The sequence below is a fragment of the Kocuria rhizosphaerae genome, from assembly GCF_044462265.1.
Lineage (GTDB): Bacteria > Actinomycetota > Actinomycetes > Actinomycetales > Micrococcaceae > Kocuria > Kocuria rhizosphaerae.
On record NZ_JBISWL010000083.1, the window covers coordinates 54,006 to 69,286 of the forward strand.

Annotated in this window: 11 protein-coding genes; 8 read left to right on the plus strand and 3 right to left on the minus strand. The window is 71.6% G+C overall.

Translation table 11 applies throughout. The features are described 5' to 3' along the window. Positions 1–8: 8 nt before the first annotated feature. From ACH9EU_RS10005 to rpsA, 4 genes are all read left to right on the plus strand, one after another. The gene (locus ACH9EU_RS10005) at positions 9–635 is read left to right on the plus strand and encodes a response regulator (protein WP_396413819.1); all 627 of its coding nucleotides are present in this window, start codon (positions 9–11) and stop codon (positions 633–635) included. A gap of 49 nt (positions 636–684) precedes the next feature. Further along, a complete protein-coding gene (gene polA / locus ACH9EU_RS10010) occupies positions 685–3,573 on the plus strand; it encodes a DNA polymerase I (protein WP_396413783.1) in 2,889 nt (962 codons plus the stop codon). Between the two features lie 83 nt (positions 3,574–3,656). Continuing rightward, positions 3,657–5,060: a GNAT family N-acetyltransferase gene (locus ACH9EU_RS10015; RefSeq protein WP_396413784.1), complete on the plus strand. Its 1,404-nt coding sequence runs from the start codon at positions 3,657–3,659 to the stop codon at positions 5,058–5,060. A gap of 166 nt (positions 5,061–5,226) precedes the next feature. After that, positions 5,227–6,705: a 30S ribosomal protein S1 gene (gene rpsA, locus ACH9EU_RS10020; protein WP_396413785.1), complete on the plus strand. Its 1,479-nt coding sequence runs from the start codon at positions 5,227–5,229 to the stop codon at positions 6,703–6,705. Between the two features lie 162 nt (positions 6,706–6,867). On the opposite strand, the gene ACH9EU_RS10025 is transcribed toward rpsA, so the two are convergent. Then, positions 6,868–7,584 (minus strand): YigZ family protein, encoded by a 717-nt coding sequence (locus ACH9EU_RS10025; protein ID WP_396413786.1) that lies wholly within the window; start codon positions 7,582–7,584, stop codon positions 6,868–6,870. Positions 7,585–7,712: 128 nt separating this feature from the next. Here ACH9EU_RS10025 and ACH9EU_RS10030 point away from each other — a divergent pair, with 128 nt between their 5' ends. The 4 genes from ACH9EU_RS10030 to ACH9EU_RS10045 all read left to right on the plus strand — a co-directional run bounded on the left by ACH9EU_RS10030 (position 7,713) and on the right by ACH9EU_RS10045 (position 12,499). After that, positions 7,713–9,437: an alpha-amylase family protein gene (locus ACH9EU_RS10030; protein ID WP_396413787.1), complete on the plus strand. Its 1,725-nt coding sequence runs from the start codon at positions 7,713–7,715 to the stop codon at positions 9,435–9,437. Positions 9,438–9,559: 122 nt separating this feature from the next. After that, a complete protein-coding gene (gene coaE / locus ACH9EU_RS10035; RefSeq protein ID WP_396413788.1) occupies positions 9,560–10,183 on the plus strand; it encodes a dephospho-CoA kinase in 624 nt (207 codons plus the stop codon). A 156-nt stretch (positions 10,184–10,339) separates the two neighbouring features. Then, positions 10,340–12,115 carry a BCCT family transporter gene (locus ACH9EU_RS10040; protein WP_396413789.1) on the plus strand — a complete coding sequence of 592 codons (1,776 nt, stop codon included), beginning with the start codon at positions 10,340–10,342 and terminating at the stop codon, positions 12,113–12,115. 114 nt (positions 12,116–12,229) lie between these two features. Next, positions 12,230–12,499 (plus strand): hypothetical protein, encoded by a 270-nt coding sequence (locus ACH9EU_RS10045; protein WP_396413790.1) that lies wholly within the window; start codon positions 12,230–12,232, stop codon positions 12,497–12,499. 714 nt (positions 12,500–13,213) lie between these two features. Here the strand turns inward: ACH9EU_RS10045 and ACH9EU_RS10050 are convergent. Together ACH9EU_RS10050 and ACH9EU_RS10055 are read right to left on the minus strand one after the other, a co-directional pair. Beyond that, positions 13,214–14,047: an alpha/beta fold hydrolase gene (locus ACH9EU_RS10050; protein ID WP_396413791.1), complete on the minus strand. Its 834-nt coding sequence runs from the start codon at positions 14,045–14,047 to the stop codon at positions 13,214–13,216. 874 nt (positions 14,048–14,921) lie between these two features. After that, a complete protein-coding gene (locus tag ACH9EU_RS10055; protein WP_396413792.1) occupies positions 14,922–15,194 on the minus strand; it encodes a hypothetical protein in 273 nt (90 codons plus the stop codon). Positions 15,195–15,281: the final 87 nt, after the last annotated feature.

Consider the following 15,281-nt stretch of genomic DNA (forward strand, 5'->3'; position numbering starts at 1 on the left):
CCACCCCGGTGGAGGGGCCCGAGAGTCCCGGCGCCGCCGAGGAGGCCGCGGTCGCGGGCCTGCCGCCGACCCGCCGGGTCGTGGTCGCCGAGGACGAGACCCTCATCCGCCTCGACATCGTCGAGATGCTGCGGGAGGCGGGATACCAGGTCGTCGCGGAGGCCGACAACGGGCAGCGCGCGGTGGAGCTCGCCCGCGAGCACCGGCCGGACCTCGTGCTCATGGACGTGAAGATGCCCGTCCTCGACGGGATCACCGCGGCCGAGCAGATCGCCTCCGAACGGATCGCCCCGGTGGTCCTGCTCACGGCCTTCAGCCAGCGGGAGCTCGTGGAGCGGGCCCGCGAGGCCGGGGCCATGGCCTACGTGGTCAAGCCCTTCACGGTCGACGACCTCGTCCCGGCGCTGGAGATCGCGATGTCCCGGTTCGAGGAGATCAGCGCGCTCGAGCGCGAGGTCTCGGACATGAAGGAGCAGTTCGCCACCCGCAAGCTCGTGGAGCGGGCGAAGTCCCTGCTGACGACCAAGATGGGCCTGTCCGAGCCCGAGGCGTTCCGGTGGATCCAGAAGACCTCGATGGACCGCCGGCTGTCCATGCGCGAGGTCGCGGAGGCCATCATCAACCAGGTGTCCTGACCCGCGCGGGCGGGCGGCAGGCCCCGGGCCCGGGCCCTAGGATGGGTCCGTGAGCACAACGACCCCGCAGACGCAGACCGACGAGAGCCCCGACACCGACGTCCGCACCGTGACCGTCGGGACGGAGACCGAGCACCCCGTCGAGGTCGAGATCCCCCGGCCGGTGTCCCGGCCGGACCGCAAGCTGCTGCTGGTCGACGGGCACTCCCTGGCCTTCCGGGCGTTCTTCGCCCTGTCCCGGGCCGCCGAGTACGGGGGCGGACCGGCGTTCGTCACCTCCGACGGCCGGCACACCGAGGCCGTCTACGGCTTCGTGAACACGCTCGTGAAACTCGTCCGGGAGCAGAGACCCACGCACCTCGTGGTCTCCTTCGACCTGGAGGGCCCCACGCTGCGCTCCGAGGAGTACGAGGACTACAAGGGCGGACGGGCCGAGACCCCCGAGGAGTTCCACGGCCAGGTGCCGCAGATCCGCAGGATCCTGGACGCCCTGGGCGTGCCCGTGGTGACGGCCGAGGGCCACGAGGCCGACGACGTGCTGGCCACGCTGGCGCACCGGGCGGCCGAGCAGGACTTCGAGGTGCTCGTCTTCTCGGGGGACCGGGACGCCTTCCAGATGATCGACGAGCACGTCACCGTCGTCTACCCGGGCCGCACGCCCTCCGACCTCAAGCACATGGACGCGGCCGCCGTCGTGGAGAAGTACAAGGTCCCCCCGCGGCACTACCCGGACCTGGCCGCGCTGACGGGCGAGACCGCCGACAACCTGCCGGGCGTGCCGGGGGTCGGGGCCGGCTTCGCGGCCAAGTGGATCCTCGCCTACGGGGACGTCGCCTCCTTGCTGGAGCACGCCGACCGCGTCAAGGGCAAGAAGGGGGAGGCCCTGCGCGCCCACCGCGACGACGTCGAGCGCAACCGCCGGCTCAACCGGCTGGTCACGGACCTGGGGCTGGAGCTCGACCTCGCGGACGCGGCGCTGCCCGTCCCGGACGCCGACGCCGTGGGGGACGTGTTCGACGACCTCGAGTTCGGCGAGGGCCTGCGCAACCGGCTCTTCGACGCGTTCGGGCGCCCGGAGGAGGAGAGCGCGCCGCCCGCCGACCTCGGCCTGGCCGAGGTCGGGCGCCCCGGCACCGCCGAGGACCTGCAGGGCTGGCTGGCCGGGGCCGCGGGGCCGGTGGTCCTGCGTGCCCTCCACCGCGACGACGACCCCTGGCTGCCCGGGGCCCGGGAGCTCTCCGGCCTCGTGCTCGCCCACGGCGGGGACCGGCCCTCGGCGGTGTTCCTCGACCTGGCGGCCGCCGACGACGCCCTCGAGTCGGCCCTGGCCGGGTGGCTCGCCGACACCGGCCGGCCCAAGATCGTGGACGGGCTCAAGGACGTGTGGAAGTCCCTGGCCGTGCGCGGGCTCCCGCTCGACGGCGTCGTGGACGACCCGCAGCTCTCGGCGTACCTGCTGCAGCCGGCGCGGCGCAGCTACGAGCTGCCGGCGCTGCTGGAGGACCGGCTCGGGCTGGTCGTGGCGCCGGCCGAGGAGGGCGACTCCGCGGACGGCCAGCAGGAGCTCGCGCTCGGGGCGGAGCCGTGGCCGGCTGCCGGGCCGCTGCGCCGGGAGGCCGAGCTCGCGGTGGCCGCCACCCGGCTCTCGGAGCACCTGCTGCACCAGCTCGCCGAGACGCGGCAGAGCGGCCTGCTGACGGACCTGGAGCTGCCCCTGGCCGTCGTGCTGGGCCGGATGGAGCTCGCAGGCATCGCCGTGGACGCGGACGGCGTGCAGGTCCTGCTGGACGACTTCGCCCGGGTCATCGAGCAGGCGCGGGACGAGGCGCTGGCCCAGATCGCCGAGCCCGTGAACCTGGGCTCGACGAAGCAGCTGCAGCAGGTCATGTTCGAGGAGCTGGGCCTGCCGAGGACCAAGAAGATCAAGTCGGGCTACACCACCGACGCCGACGCCGTCGCCGAGCTGCTCACCCGCACCGACCCGGACTCGAAGGGCCACCGGTTCCTCGCGGGGCTGCTCGCCTACCGGGACGCCAACAAGCTGCGGCAGACGGTCGAGGGGCTGCAGAAGGCCATCGCCGACGACGGGCGCGTGCACACGACCTACATGCAGAACGTCGCCGCCACCGGCCGGCTGTCCTCGACCAACCCGAACCTGCAGAACATCCCGGTGCGCACCGAGGAGGGCCGCCGGATCCGGGCCCTGTTCGTCGTGGGCGGCGACGCCGGCGGGCACCGGTACGACCAGCTGCTGACGGCCGACTACTCCCAGATCGAGATGCGCATCATGGCGCACCTGTCCGGGGACGAGGCGCTCATCGACGCCTTCCGCCAGGGGGAGGACCTGCACCGGTTCGTCGGCTCGAAGATCTTCGGCGTGGCCCCCGAGGACGTCACGTCGCAGATGCGCGCCAAGGTCAAGGCCATGAGCTACGGCCTGGTCTACGGGCTGAGCTCGTTCGGGCTCTCCAAGCAGCTGCGGATCCCCGTGGACGAGGCGCGCACCCTGATGAGCGACTACTTCACCCGGTTCGGCGCCGTGCGCGACTACCTGCGCGGCGTCGTCGAGCAGGCCCGGGCGGACGGCTACACCGCGACGATCGACGGTCGCCGCCGCTACCTCCCGGACCTCTCCAGCGACAACCGCCAGCTGCGCTCCGTGGCCGAGCGGGCCGCCCTCAACGCCCCGATCCAGGGCTCGGCGGCCGACATCATCAAGAAGGCGATGCTCGGGGTCGACCGGCGTTTCGCCGACGAGGGGCTGGGCTCACGGATGCTGCTGCAGGTCCACGACGAGCTCGTCGTCGAGGTGGTGGGCGGTGAGCGCGAGACCGTGGAGCGGGTCCTGCGGGAGGAGATGGGCGGGGCCGCCGAGCTGGCCGTCCCGCTCGAGGTCAACGTGGGCACGGGCCGCTCCTGGCACGAGGCGGCGCACTGACCCCGACCGCCGACGGGGCACACCGGCCGGTCCCGCGGACGGTACGGACCGGCCGCGGCCGCACGTCAGACGAGGAGCACAGCATGGACGACCAGCAGCAGCCGCCCGCACACGCGGACGGGGTGACGGAGGCCTACTCGGCCGGCGGGCACGACTACTCGCTCGTGGAGTTCGGGGTCGGTCCCGGCGGCACGGCGGGGAACCCCGCAGCGGTGGAGTGGGTCCGGGCCGTCCGGCAGGGCTTCCACCAGGCGGAGCCGACGGACGGGACGCTCGAGCGGACCCTGGCCTGGATGCACGAGGAGGGGGTCCGGCTGCGGGCGGCCCACCCCCGGTCGGTGCCCGAGGCCGCGCTGCCGACCCGGCGGCCGGTGGCGACGTTCAGCTCGTGGGAGGGGACCCTCAACATCGGCCGCGGACGCCTCCTGCGCGCCCACCTCGTCTCCGAGGTCACCGTCCGGCCCACGCACAGCCGCCGCGGGCTGCTGCGCCGGCTCATGACGGCCGATCTGGGGGGCGCCCGGCGGGCCGGGTTCCCGGTGGCGCTGCTGACCGCGACCGAGGCCACCATCTACGGCCGGTTCGGCTTCGGCGCCGCGACGTTCGACCGGGAGGTCAGCGTCGACGCGACCACCCGCCTCGAGCTCAAGGCCCCGACCACCGGCACCGTGGAGATGGCCGACGGCGAGGCCGTGCGCCGGATCGCCCCGGAGCTGTTCCGGCGGTTCCACGAACGTTCGCACGGGTCGGTGAGCCGGGTCGGCTACCACTGGCCGGAGGTCACGGGGGAGTACCTCCTCACCCCGCAGAAGCCCGACCCCGAGGTGCGCTGCGCGGTGCACTACGACGGCGCGGCGCGCCCCGACGGCTACGTGACCTACCGGTTCGAGCCCAACACCTCCTACCCGCTGACGCTCACGGTGCTGGACCTCGTGGGCTCGACGCCGGACGTGTCCATCGCCCTGTGGGAGTTCGTCACCTCGCTGGACCTCGTGGACCGGGTCCGGTTCGGCCGGGCCCCGGTGGAGGACCCCCTCGTGTGGGCGATGGCCGACCGCGCCAAGTACCGGGTCACCGCCGAGTCCGACACACTGTGGGTGCGCGTCCTCGATCCCGTGGCGGCGCTGGAGGCGCGGCCCTACACGCCCCGCGGCCGGATCGTGCTCTCCCTCGTGGACGCCATGGGCTTCGCGGACGGCGTCTGGTCGCTGGACACCACGTCCGGCACCCCCGTGGTGGAGCGCGTCGCCGACCGTCCCCGCACCGCCGACGACGAGGCGGGCCGGTCCCTGCCCGCGGTCGAGCTGCCCGAGGGGGCCGACGTGGCGATGCGCGTGGACGCGCTGGGCTCCCTGTACCTGGGTGCCGTCAAGGCGAGCACGCTCGCGCAGGCCGGGCTCGTCGTGGCCCGGGACGAGGACGCCCTGCGGGACCTGCAGGACTTCATGGAGACCCCCACGGCACCCTACGGCGTGACCCACTTCTGACCCGGCCCGGCGTGTCGGCGGCCGTGTTGATTCATTTTTGTCTGCTCCGTAGACTGACCCGGTGCGTGCTGTGCACGTGCCTGTCCACCAGTCCTTCGGGACGGCCGCGGTCCGCGCCGGCCGGTCCGACTGATCACGAACCTATCCACATCGGAGCCCCTACTACATGACCACCACCACCCCGCAGGTTGCCGTCAACGACATCGGGTCCGAGGAGGACTTCCTCGCCGCTGTCGACGCGACCATCAAGTACTTCAACGACGGCGACCTCGTCGAGGGCACCGTCGTCAAGGTCGACCGCGACGAGGTCCTTCTCGACATCGGCTACAAGACCGAGGGCGTCATCCCGTCCCGCGAGCTGTCCATCAAGCACGATGTCGACCCCGACGAGGTCGTGACCGTGGGTGATGAGGTCGAGGCTCTGGTCCTCACCAAGGAGGACAAGGAAGGCCGCCTGATCCTGTCCAAGAAGCGGGCTCAGTACGAGCGCGCCTGGGGCGACATCGAGAAGATCAAGGAAGAGGACGGCGTCGTCACCGGCACCGTCATCGAGGTCGTCAAGGGCGGTCTCATCCTGGACATCGGCCTGCGCGGCTTCCTCCCCGCCTCCCTCGTCGAGATGCGCCGCGTGCGCGACCTCGCGCCGTACATCGGCCAGCAGATCGAGGCGAAGATCATCGAGCTGGACAAGAACCGCAACAACGTGGTCCTGTCCCGCCGCGCCTGGCTCGAGCAGACCCAGTCCGAGGTCCGCTCCAACTTCCTGCACAAGCTCGAGAAGGGCCAGGTCCGCACGGGCACGGTCTCCTCGATCGTCAACTTCGGCGCCTTCGTGGACCTGGGCGGCGTCGACGGCCTGGTGCACGTCTCCGAGCTGTCCTGGAAGCACATCGACCACCCCTCCGAGGTCGTCGAGGTGGGCCAGGAGGTCACCGTCGAGGTGCTGGACGTCGACATGGACCGCGAGCGCGTCTCCCTGTCGCTGAAGGCCACCCAGGAGGACCCCTGGCAGCTGTTCGCCCGCACCCACGCCCTCGGGCAGGTCGTGCCGGGCAAGGTCACCAAGCTCGTCCCCTTCGGCGCGTTCGTGCGCGTCGAGGACGGCATCGAGGGCCTGGTGCACATCTCCGAGCTGGCCCAGCGCCACGTGGACATGGCCGAGCAGGTCGTCTCCGTGGGCGACGAGCTGTTCGTCAAGGTCATCGACATCGACCTGGACCGCCGCCGCATCTCGCTGTCCCTCAAGCAGGCCAACGAGGGCGTGGACCCGGACTCCACCGAGTTCGACCCGGCCCAGTACGGCATGGCCGCCGAGTACGACGAGCAGGGCAACTACAAGTACCCGGAGGGCTTCGACCCCGAGACCAACGAGTGGATCGAGGGCTACGAGACCCAGCGCGCCGCCTGGGAGCAGCAGTACGCCGACGCCCAGCACCGCTGGGAGGCCCACAAGGAGCAGGTCCGCAAGTCCATCGCCGAGGACGCCGAGGCGGCCGCGGGTGGGACGACCAGCTCCTCGTCCTCCTCGCCCTCGTCCGCGCCGGCTCCGACCAGCTACTCCTCCGAGGCTCCGGCCGCGGACTCCGGCACCCTGGCCTCCGACGAGGCCCTCGCCGCGCTGCGCGAGAAGCTCACCGGCGCCTGACCGGTCCGGCAGCCCGGTCCCGCACCGGGCCGCCGGCGAAGGCCCCCGCCCCTCGATCCGAGGGACGGGGGCCTTTCCCGTGGCCGGCCTGCCGGAGCGGCGGGACCCGGAGCGGCACGACGGGGAGGGTCGCGGTGCCGCGCGACGCGGGGAGCGCGCGGCTCAGCGGGGCGCGGCCCCGGCGTCCACCCAGTCCACGCCCACGGGGCGCAGTCGCGCCGAGCCGGCCGTCAGCGAGGCGACGCGGGCGTGCGCGGCGGCCACGGCGTCGTCGTCGTCGGGCAGGGCCAGTCCGAGCTCCGCGCCCTCGGGGCCGTAGTCGGTGCCCAGCACGGTCGTGCCGGCCGCCCGCAGCTCGTTCTCGATCCGGCCGGCCTCGGCGTGGGAGGCCGGGAGCCGGTAGAGCCGCTGCCGCTGCCGGGGTACCAGCCGCGCGCCGTCGAGGGCCCGGGAGACGGCGTCGGAGTACGCCCGGACCAGACCGCCCGCGCCGAGCAGGGTGCCCCCGAACCACCGGACCACCACGGCGGCGACGTCCGAGAGGTCCGCGACGTCGTCGCCGTGGGCGTCCGTCCCGGTCCGGCGCAGCGTCAGGGCCTCGAGGATCGGGAGCCCCGCGGTGCCGGCGGGCTCCCCGTCGTCGGAGGAGCGGCGGAGGTCCCGGTCCGGGCCCAGCACGAACGCGGAGCAGTGGTGCCGGGCGTCGTGGAAGCCCCGGCGCAGCTCGTCCACCAGGGCCCGGGCCTCGGCCTCCGTGCCGGCCCGCCGCACGACGGCGAGGAAGCGGGACCGTTTGATCTCCAGCTCGGCCACCGCCTCCGTCCCCGCGGCGATCGTCGTGTAGCGGGTCGCGCGGCTGAGCAGGGGATCGGGGTCCATGGCCCCCACTCTAGGGGGCGGGTCCGGGCTCACCGCTCCGGGGTCCCCGCCCCGGGAATCGGGCGGGCCTCGACGGAGCGGGGGAGCGGTGCTAGACAGGAGGGCATCCGCGACCGAGGGAGGCACCCATGCGCATCGCCGACACGTCCGATCTCTGGTGGAAGCAGGCCGTCGTGTACTGCGTGGACATCGAGCGCTTCCTGGACACCGACGGCGACGGCACCGGGGACATCGCGGGCCTGGCCGAGCGCGTGGACTACCTGGCCGAACTGGGCGTCACCTGCTTGTGGCTCATGCCGTTCTACCCCACGCCGAACCGGGACGACGGGTACGACGTGATGGACTTCTACGGGGTCGACCGGCGGCTGGGCAGCTTCGGGGACCTCGTGGAGCTCGTGCGCACGGCCAAGGACCGGGGCCTGCGGGTCATCGCCGACCTCGTGGTCAACCACACCTCCGACCAGCACCCCTGGTTCCAGGCCTCCCGGTCGAGCACGGACAACCCCTACCGGGACTACTACGTGTGGCGCGAGGAGGAGCCGCCGGACACCTCGGAGAAGGCCGTCTTCCCCGACAAGGAGGGCGGGATCTGGACGCAGGACGACGCCACGGGCCACTGGTACCTGCACCGCTTCTACCGCCACCAGCCGGACCTGAACCTCTCCCACCCCAAGGTCCGGGACGAGATCGCCAAGATCGTGGGCTTCTGGCTGCACCTGGGCATGGACGGGTTCCGGGTGGACGGGATTCCCCAGCTGCTCACCCTCAGCCAGGGCGACGACTTCGAGAACCAGGACGGGGGCTTCACCGACCCGCACGGGTTCCTGCGCTCCCTGCGCAAGTTCATGACCCGCCGCAACGGCCACTCGGCGCTGCTGGGCGAGGTGAACCTGCCGTACCAGCAGCAGCGTGAGCTGTTCGGCTCCGAGGACGCGGGGGAGCTGACCATGATCTTCGACTTCGTGGCCATGCAGCAGCTCTACCTCTCGCTGGCGCGGGGGGACGCCGGCCCCCTGTCGACCGCCCTGAAGAACCGGCCCAGCATTCCCCAGGAGGCGCAGTGGGCCAACTTCGTGCGCAACCACGACGAACTCACCCTCGACCAGCTCTCCGAGGCCGAGCGCGAGGAGGTGTTCGCGGCCTTCGGCCCGGAGGAACGCATGCAGGTCTACGGCCGCGGCCTGACCCGGCGGCTCCCGCCCATGCTGGACGGCGACCAGCAGCGGATCCGGATGGTCTACTCGCTGCTCTTCTCCCTGCCCGGCACGCCGGTGCTGTACTACGGCGAAGAGATCGGCATGGGGGAGAACCTCGCGGCGGAGGGCCGCATGGCCGTCCGCACGCCCATGCAGTGGACCGCGGGGCGCAACGGCGGTTTCTCCCCGGCCGATGCGGAGGACCTGCCCGGCCCGGTGGTCGAGGGCGAGTTCGGGCCCGAGAACGTCAACGTGGCGGACTCCCGCAGGGACCCGGACTCGCTGCTGAACTTCATCGGCAAGCTCGCCCGGCGCTACCGCGAGTGCACGGAACTGGCGTGGGGAGAGGCGGAGATCCTCGACCAGCCCCGGCGCGAGGTCCTGGCCCACCGGTGTGCCTGGGAGGGCTCCAGCATCGTCGCGGTGCACAACCTGGGCCCCGAGACCGCGAAGCTGCCGCTGCGGGTCCCGGGCGAGAAGGAGGGGACCCAGCTGATGGACCTGCTGGGCCAGGACACCTGCACCCTCGACGAGGACGCCACCGTGGAGATCACCCTCGAGGGCTACGGGTTCCGCTGGCTGCAGGTCCAGCGCCAGGACGGCCCCGGCACCCTTCCGGACGTCATGACCACCGTGGCCGGTGCGGGGGAGGCCTGACCGTGCGTGGTCCCGCGCCGACGGCGACGGACGGATCCGGGCAGTGTTCCGGCCCGGAGGGCGTCGGCCGTCGTCCGGGCGACCGTCGCGGGCCACCGCTGCCGCGCGGCTAGGCTGGACCCATGCTGACCATCGGACTGACCGGCGGGATCGCCTCGGGCAAATCCACGGTCGCCGCACGGCTGATGGAGCTCGGCGCCACCGTCGTGGACGCCGACGCCATCGCCCGTGCCCTGCAGGAACCCGGCCGGCCCGGCCTGGAGCGCATCGTCGAGGAGTTCGGCCCCGACGTGCTGACCGTGGACGGCCGCCTCGACCGGGCCGCGCTGGGGGGTCGCGTGTTCCGGGACCCGCAGGCCCGGGCGCGGCTCAACGCGATCATCCACCCCCTCGTGCGCGCGGAGGCCGAGCGGCTCGCCGCCGCCGCGGGTGAGGACGCCGTGCTCGTCGAGGACATCCCGCTGCTCGTGGAGACCGGTCAGCACCACCGCTTCGACCTCGTGCTCACGGTCCAGGCGCCCGCCGAGGAGCGGGTGCGGCGGATGGTCGAGGACCGGGGAATGACCGAGGCCGACGCCCGCGCGCGAATGGCGGCCCAGGCCACGGACGAGGAGCGGGCGGCGGTGTCCACCAGCGTGCTCGTCAACGACGGCACCGTGCAGCAGCTCCTCGACCGGGTGGACGCGTGGTGGGAGTGGCACGTGGAGCCGCGACTCGCCCCGGGATCCTCTGCGGAACCTGTGTAGTTCCGGGGGGCCGTCGGGGTAGGGTCGAGGGCAACCGCAGCAGATCGCACCCGCTGAGCACTGAAGCAGCAGACCCCAGTACACGACCGAAGCACACATCCGAGACACGGCGGCCGTCCGGTCGACGAGGCCGACGGCGGCCGGGGAGGCACCGCGATGCTCAACAGACTGCACGACGCCCTGCGCCTACGGACCAGCCCGGCCATCTTCTTCGGCTCCGCCCTCATCATCGTCGGCTTCGTGGTGATGACCCTGGTCTTCACCGACTTCATGGATGCGTTCTTCTCGGAGGGGTCCACCTGGGTCATCGACCAGCTCGGCTGGTTCTACATCATGGGCGTGACCGTCTTCCTGGTGTTCCTCCTCTACCTCATGGTCAGCCGCTTCGGCCAGGTGCGGCTGGGCAGCGACGACGAACGGCCCCGGCACACCAACCTGTCCTGGTTCTCCATGCTCTTCGCCGCCGGCATCGGGACCATCCTGATGTTCTGGGCCGTGGCGGAGCCGGTGAACCACTTCGCGAACCCGCCGCGTCAGGGCGTGGAACCCGCCTCGATGGAGTCCGCCACCGAGGCCATGGGCTTCACGCTCTACCACTTCGGCCTGCACACCTGGACGATCTTCACGCTGCCGGCCCTGGCCTTCGGCTACTTCATGTACAAACGGAACCTGCCGCCGCGGGTCAGCTCGATGTTCCAGCCCCTGCTCGGGGAGCGTATCCACGGCCCGGCCGGGCGGGCCATCGACATCCTCGCGATCGTCGGCACCCTGTTCGGCGTGGCGGTCTCGATCGGCCTCGGCACCATGCAGATCAACAGCGGCCTGGCCCGGCTCTTCGGCATCTCCGAGTCCGCCCTGTCGCAGATCCTCATCATCACAGCGGTCAGCATCGTCGCCTCCGTCTCCGTGGCCCTGGGTCTCGACCGGGGCATCAAGCGGCTGTCCAATACGAACATCCTCATCGCGATCGGCCTGCTCACGTTCATCCTCATCTCCGGGCCGACCGTGCTGATGCTCAAGGGGATGGTCGAGTCCGCCGGCACCTACCTCTCGATGCTCCCCCAGCTCGCCTTCTGGAACGACGCCCTCGCGGACACGGGGTGGCAGAGCGGCTGGACGGTCTTCTACTGGGCCTGGACCATCACCTGGTCCCCGTTCGTCGGCATCTTCATCGCCCGCATCTCCCGCGGCCGCACGATCCGCCAGTTCGTGGCCGGCGTGCTCGCGCTCCCGACGCTGTTCTCGGTGGTCTGGTTCGGGATCTTCGGCATGGGCGTCTTCGACATCGAGCTCAACGGCGACGGCGGGCTGGTCGAGGCGGTCGTGGACGAGGGCGACATCCCGGGGGCGATGTTCGTGTTCCTCGAGAACTTCCCGTTCTCGACGGTCACCTCCGCAGTGGGCGTGCTGATCGTGGTGCTGTTCTTCATCACGTCCATCGACTCCGCGGCCCTCGTCATGGACACCATGGGCAGCGGCCACGAGGAGGAGTCCCCCGTCCACCAGCGGGTCTTCTGGGTGATCGCCATCGGACTCATCGCGGCGATCCTCCTGACCGCAACGGGAACCGCCGGTCTCGCGGCTCTGCAGAACGTGGCCATCCTCATCGGGCTGCCGTTCTTCGTCCTGGGCTACGTGATGATCTACTCCCTCCTGAGAGCCCTGCGCGAGGACGCCGGCGAGGTGGGCGTCCTCCCCACGCGCCAGTGGCGGCGCGTGCTGCCCCCCGAGGAGTTCCAGCGCCGGACGTCCACCGGCGACGACGTGGGGGAGGAGATCGTCGTCGCCCCCGACTACGTGCACGGCTCCGAACCGCAGAACGCCCCGACCATGGAGCACCCCGAGCAGCCCGAGTACGTCCGGGAGTACCGCACGAGAACCGGAACGCTCAAGCGGATCGAGGTCACGAAGGTCCGGGACGAGCACGAGTAGGACCGCACAGCGCGGCAGGCCCGTCGGGACGGACACCGGCGGGCCGCCCTCTGTCCCGGCGCGACCGTCGCGCTACAGTGGTGACCACCATCACCATCGGGAACAGGGGTCTCCATGACGCGGAAGAAGCAGAGCACCGATCACGGCGGAGAGCAGCGGCACCGCATCCTCGACCGCCTCAACGCGATCGCCCTGTCCGTCTACGGGCCCGGGGACCGGCTCGCCCAGTCGCAGGAGGGCGAGCACATGAGCCAGGCGGCGGAGCGCTGGTACTCGGAGGTCCAGGAGCACTTCTACGTGGAGAGGGACGAGCACGGCAACGAGTACCTCTTCCACCGCGACGCCTCGGGTGAGGCCACGGACACCGGCAGCTCCCGCAACTGACCACCGACCGACCACGACGGCCGGGGAGCCCCATGGGCCCCCCGGCCGTTCCGTGTCCGGACGGAGGCAGGGGCGACGGGTGCCGCGCCCGGGTGCTCCACCGTGAACCGGTTCGTCCGGGCGAGCCTCCCGCTCGTCGGTCCGCCGCGTCAGCTCGATGCCCTCGCCGACCACCTCGACCGCGATCTCGGCCATCGTCCTGTCCTTCCCGGCCGGCTGAACCTGCAAGCACAGAAGGTGACGGCAGTCCGCTGCGGCCACGGTGATCTCACCCGGGGAGCCGGGTCATCCGAAATTTTTCTCGTGCCCGCCCGGCCGTGCTGCGACCGTCAACCTCTCGATGCGCCGACCGGGTCCTTCGAGGGCGACCGCAGTGTGGGTGTTCTCGTGAGTGTCGACGCCGACGAAGGCGACCACGGCGACCTCCGCGATGCTTGTCCCGGAAGGATTGGCAGGACGAGGACCGAGGCGGGCGCACGTCGAACGGACGCCGGCGGGGCGCGCTCCGATCAGGCCATACCCGGGCCTCAACCGGCCGGACCGGCGGGACGGCACATCGCGGGCCACCCCACCTGAAGGGGCGGCAGCGAAGCAACGGGCCGACCCCGTCGGCACTTCCTACGAGGCAGTCGACGCGGAGGACGTTGTGGCCGCCTTCGAGACCGACACGTCCTCGCGTAGCTGGCGCCTCTCGGCCCGCCGTCGCTCGGCGGGTCAGGCCGTCCGCTGCGCCGGCGAGAAGAACTCGGTGAGTGCTTGAGCGAGCGCCTCGGGATGGGTCAGGGGGACGGCGTGCCCGGCGCCGGGGATCTCGTGTATCTGCGCGTTGCGGACGTGGTCGGCCACGTACCGCGCGCCGGCGGTGGCGTAGGGCTTGGTGTCCGATCCTGCCAGCACCAGCACCGGAGCTGAGATCGCGCCGAGCACGGCCGGATCTTCGTGGGTAGGGCCTTGGTACTCCCTCTGCTGCTGGAAGAAGTTGAGCAGGTCGGGGACGTAGCGTCCTGCGGCCTCGAAGTAGCCGGAGTCCTCGGCCAAGGCCACCTCTTCGTCATTGAAGACGAAGCCGGCGAACGCGCGAACCCCGTCCGTGAACCTGCCCTCGGCGGCCAGCTCGCCCATGCGGACGACGGCGTCGCCAAGCGCCGCTCGGTCCTGCTCGTCCATCAGACGCGGCGTCAACGGCTCGACGGTGGCCACGGCGTCCACCACGTCGGTTTGTGCCGCCACGGCCAGTGCCAGGCCGGCGCCGCCGGACCAGCCCACCAGGCCGGTCGGTTCTCCGATGCTGTCGACGTAGGCGAGGACGTCGTCGACCAGCCGACCGAAGCTGAGGTCGGGGTGGTCCCCGCTGAGGCCCCGACCCCGCCAGCTCGGCAGATGACAGGTGAACCGGCCGGTCAGGTGCCTCAGCAGCGCTTGCCAGTCGATGTCGCCATCACCGATGACCCCCTGCAGAAACACCAGCGGGGGGCCCGTGCCGTGCACGGCCCCACCGATGGTGACGCCGTCGGTGGTGGTCACGTAGTGGGTGCGTTGGTTGCTCATGTGCTGGCTCCCTCGTCTCCGGCGGTCATGCCTGCAACGATGACGCAGAAGACGGCCGACGTCCGCCTCCCGATCGAGAAGGAAAGGTGCCCCCGACCCGGGGTCTCGCTCTCCGAGGTCGCCGCCGTCAATTCAGTGTTCCACCCCTGCCGGTCTCTGCACAGGGGCACGAGTCGACGTGACGCGGGCTGGACCGCGGAGCCGGGCCGCCGGTGCACAACGATTTCGTGGAGCGGGATTCCACCGCGACGGCGCCGGACCGGCTGTGGCTGACCGATCTGACACAGCACCGCACCGGCCGGAGTCCAGTCGTCGGCGCAACACATGCCGGTTGGCCGGGTGCCCGCCGACCATGCAGGTGAGCGGCCCGGGAGGCACGATCGAGGTGCTTCCGAGGGCGGGTGTTGAGCTGCCGGGCGGCGTCACGGCGGTCCTCTCCGGTGTGCACGGACAGATGGGTGCTTCTCAGGAAGCACGGCCCGAGCACGACATTCATGATCTCGTCGGATCCGCGCTGTCGGGGACCGGTGGCCTCGCAGACGAAGACCTCCAGGGTTGGGGCATCATCGCGCCTCTCGAGGAGATGTGCCGATCTTCATCCCCCCAGGGGCAAGCGGGCCACCGAAAAGGGCGACTGTGTCGTCGCGCAACTCGTTCATCCGTCCCGCCACTCAGTCAGGGTGGTGCGTGCTGGAGGGTGCCGTGGAGGTCCGCGCCGTGCTCACCGAGCCGGTTCCCACCACCGCTCCGGCCGGGGGCCGGGAGCAGCCGATCGCCGCCTGGGCCCGCAGGTGGCGACGGGGCGCGGCGGAGACCTGGCGCTCGGGAGGGCCGAGGGTACCGGCGGTCGCCGTTGGTCCCCAGGTCCCGCACGTCAGAGCCCAGGCGGGTACTCCTCGGGGCGCAGGTCGCGGCTGTAGGGGACGCTGCTGCCGGGGACCACGAGGTTGGTGGCCCGGGCGAGGCCGTCGCGGTGCCGGGGCGGCAGGTAGAGGGCGTGGTGCAGGTAGGCATCGACCTCCAGCTCGGCGACCTGCCCGCCCCGGAGCCGGTAGGTCTGCCACACGTCGTGCACGCTCAGTCCCGCATCGCTGATGGTCGTGCGGATCAACCTGGCCTGTGCTCTGGCGATGGACCGGTCGTCCATGGGCATCCTCCACCTGCTCCACCCAGCGTAGCCGTGAGGGTGCGCTCCCGCACGGGCGGGTGCGGTGGTTCGTGGGTCCAACGGCGC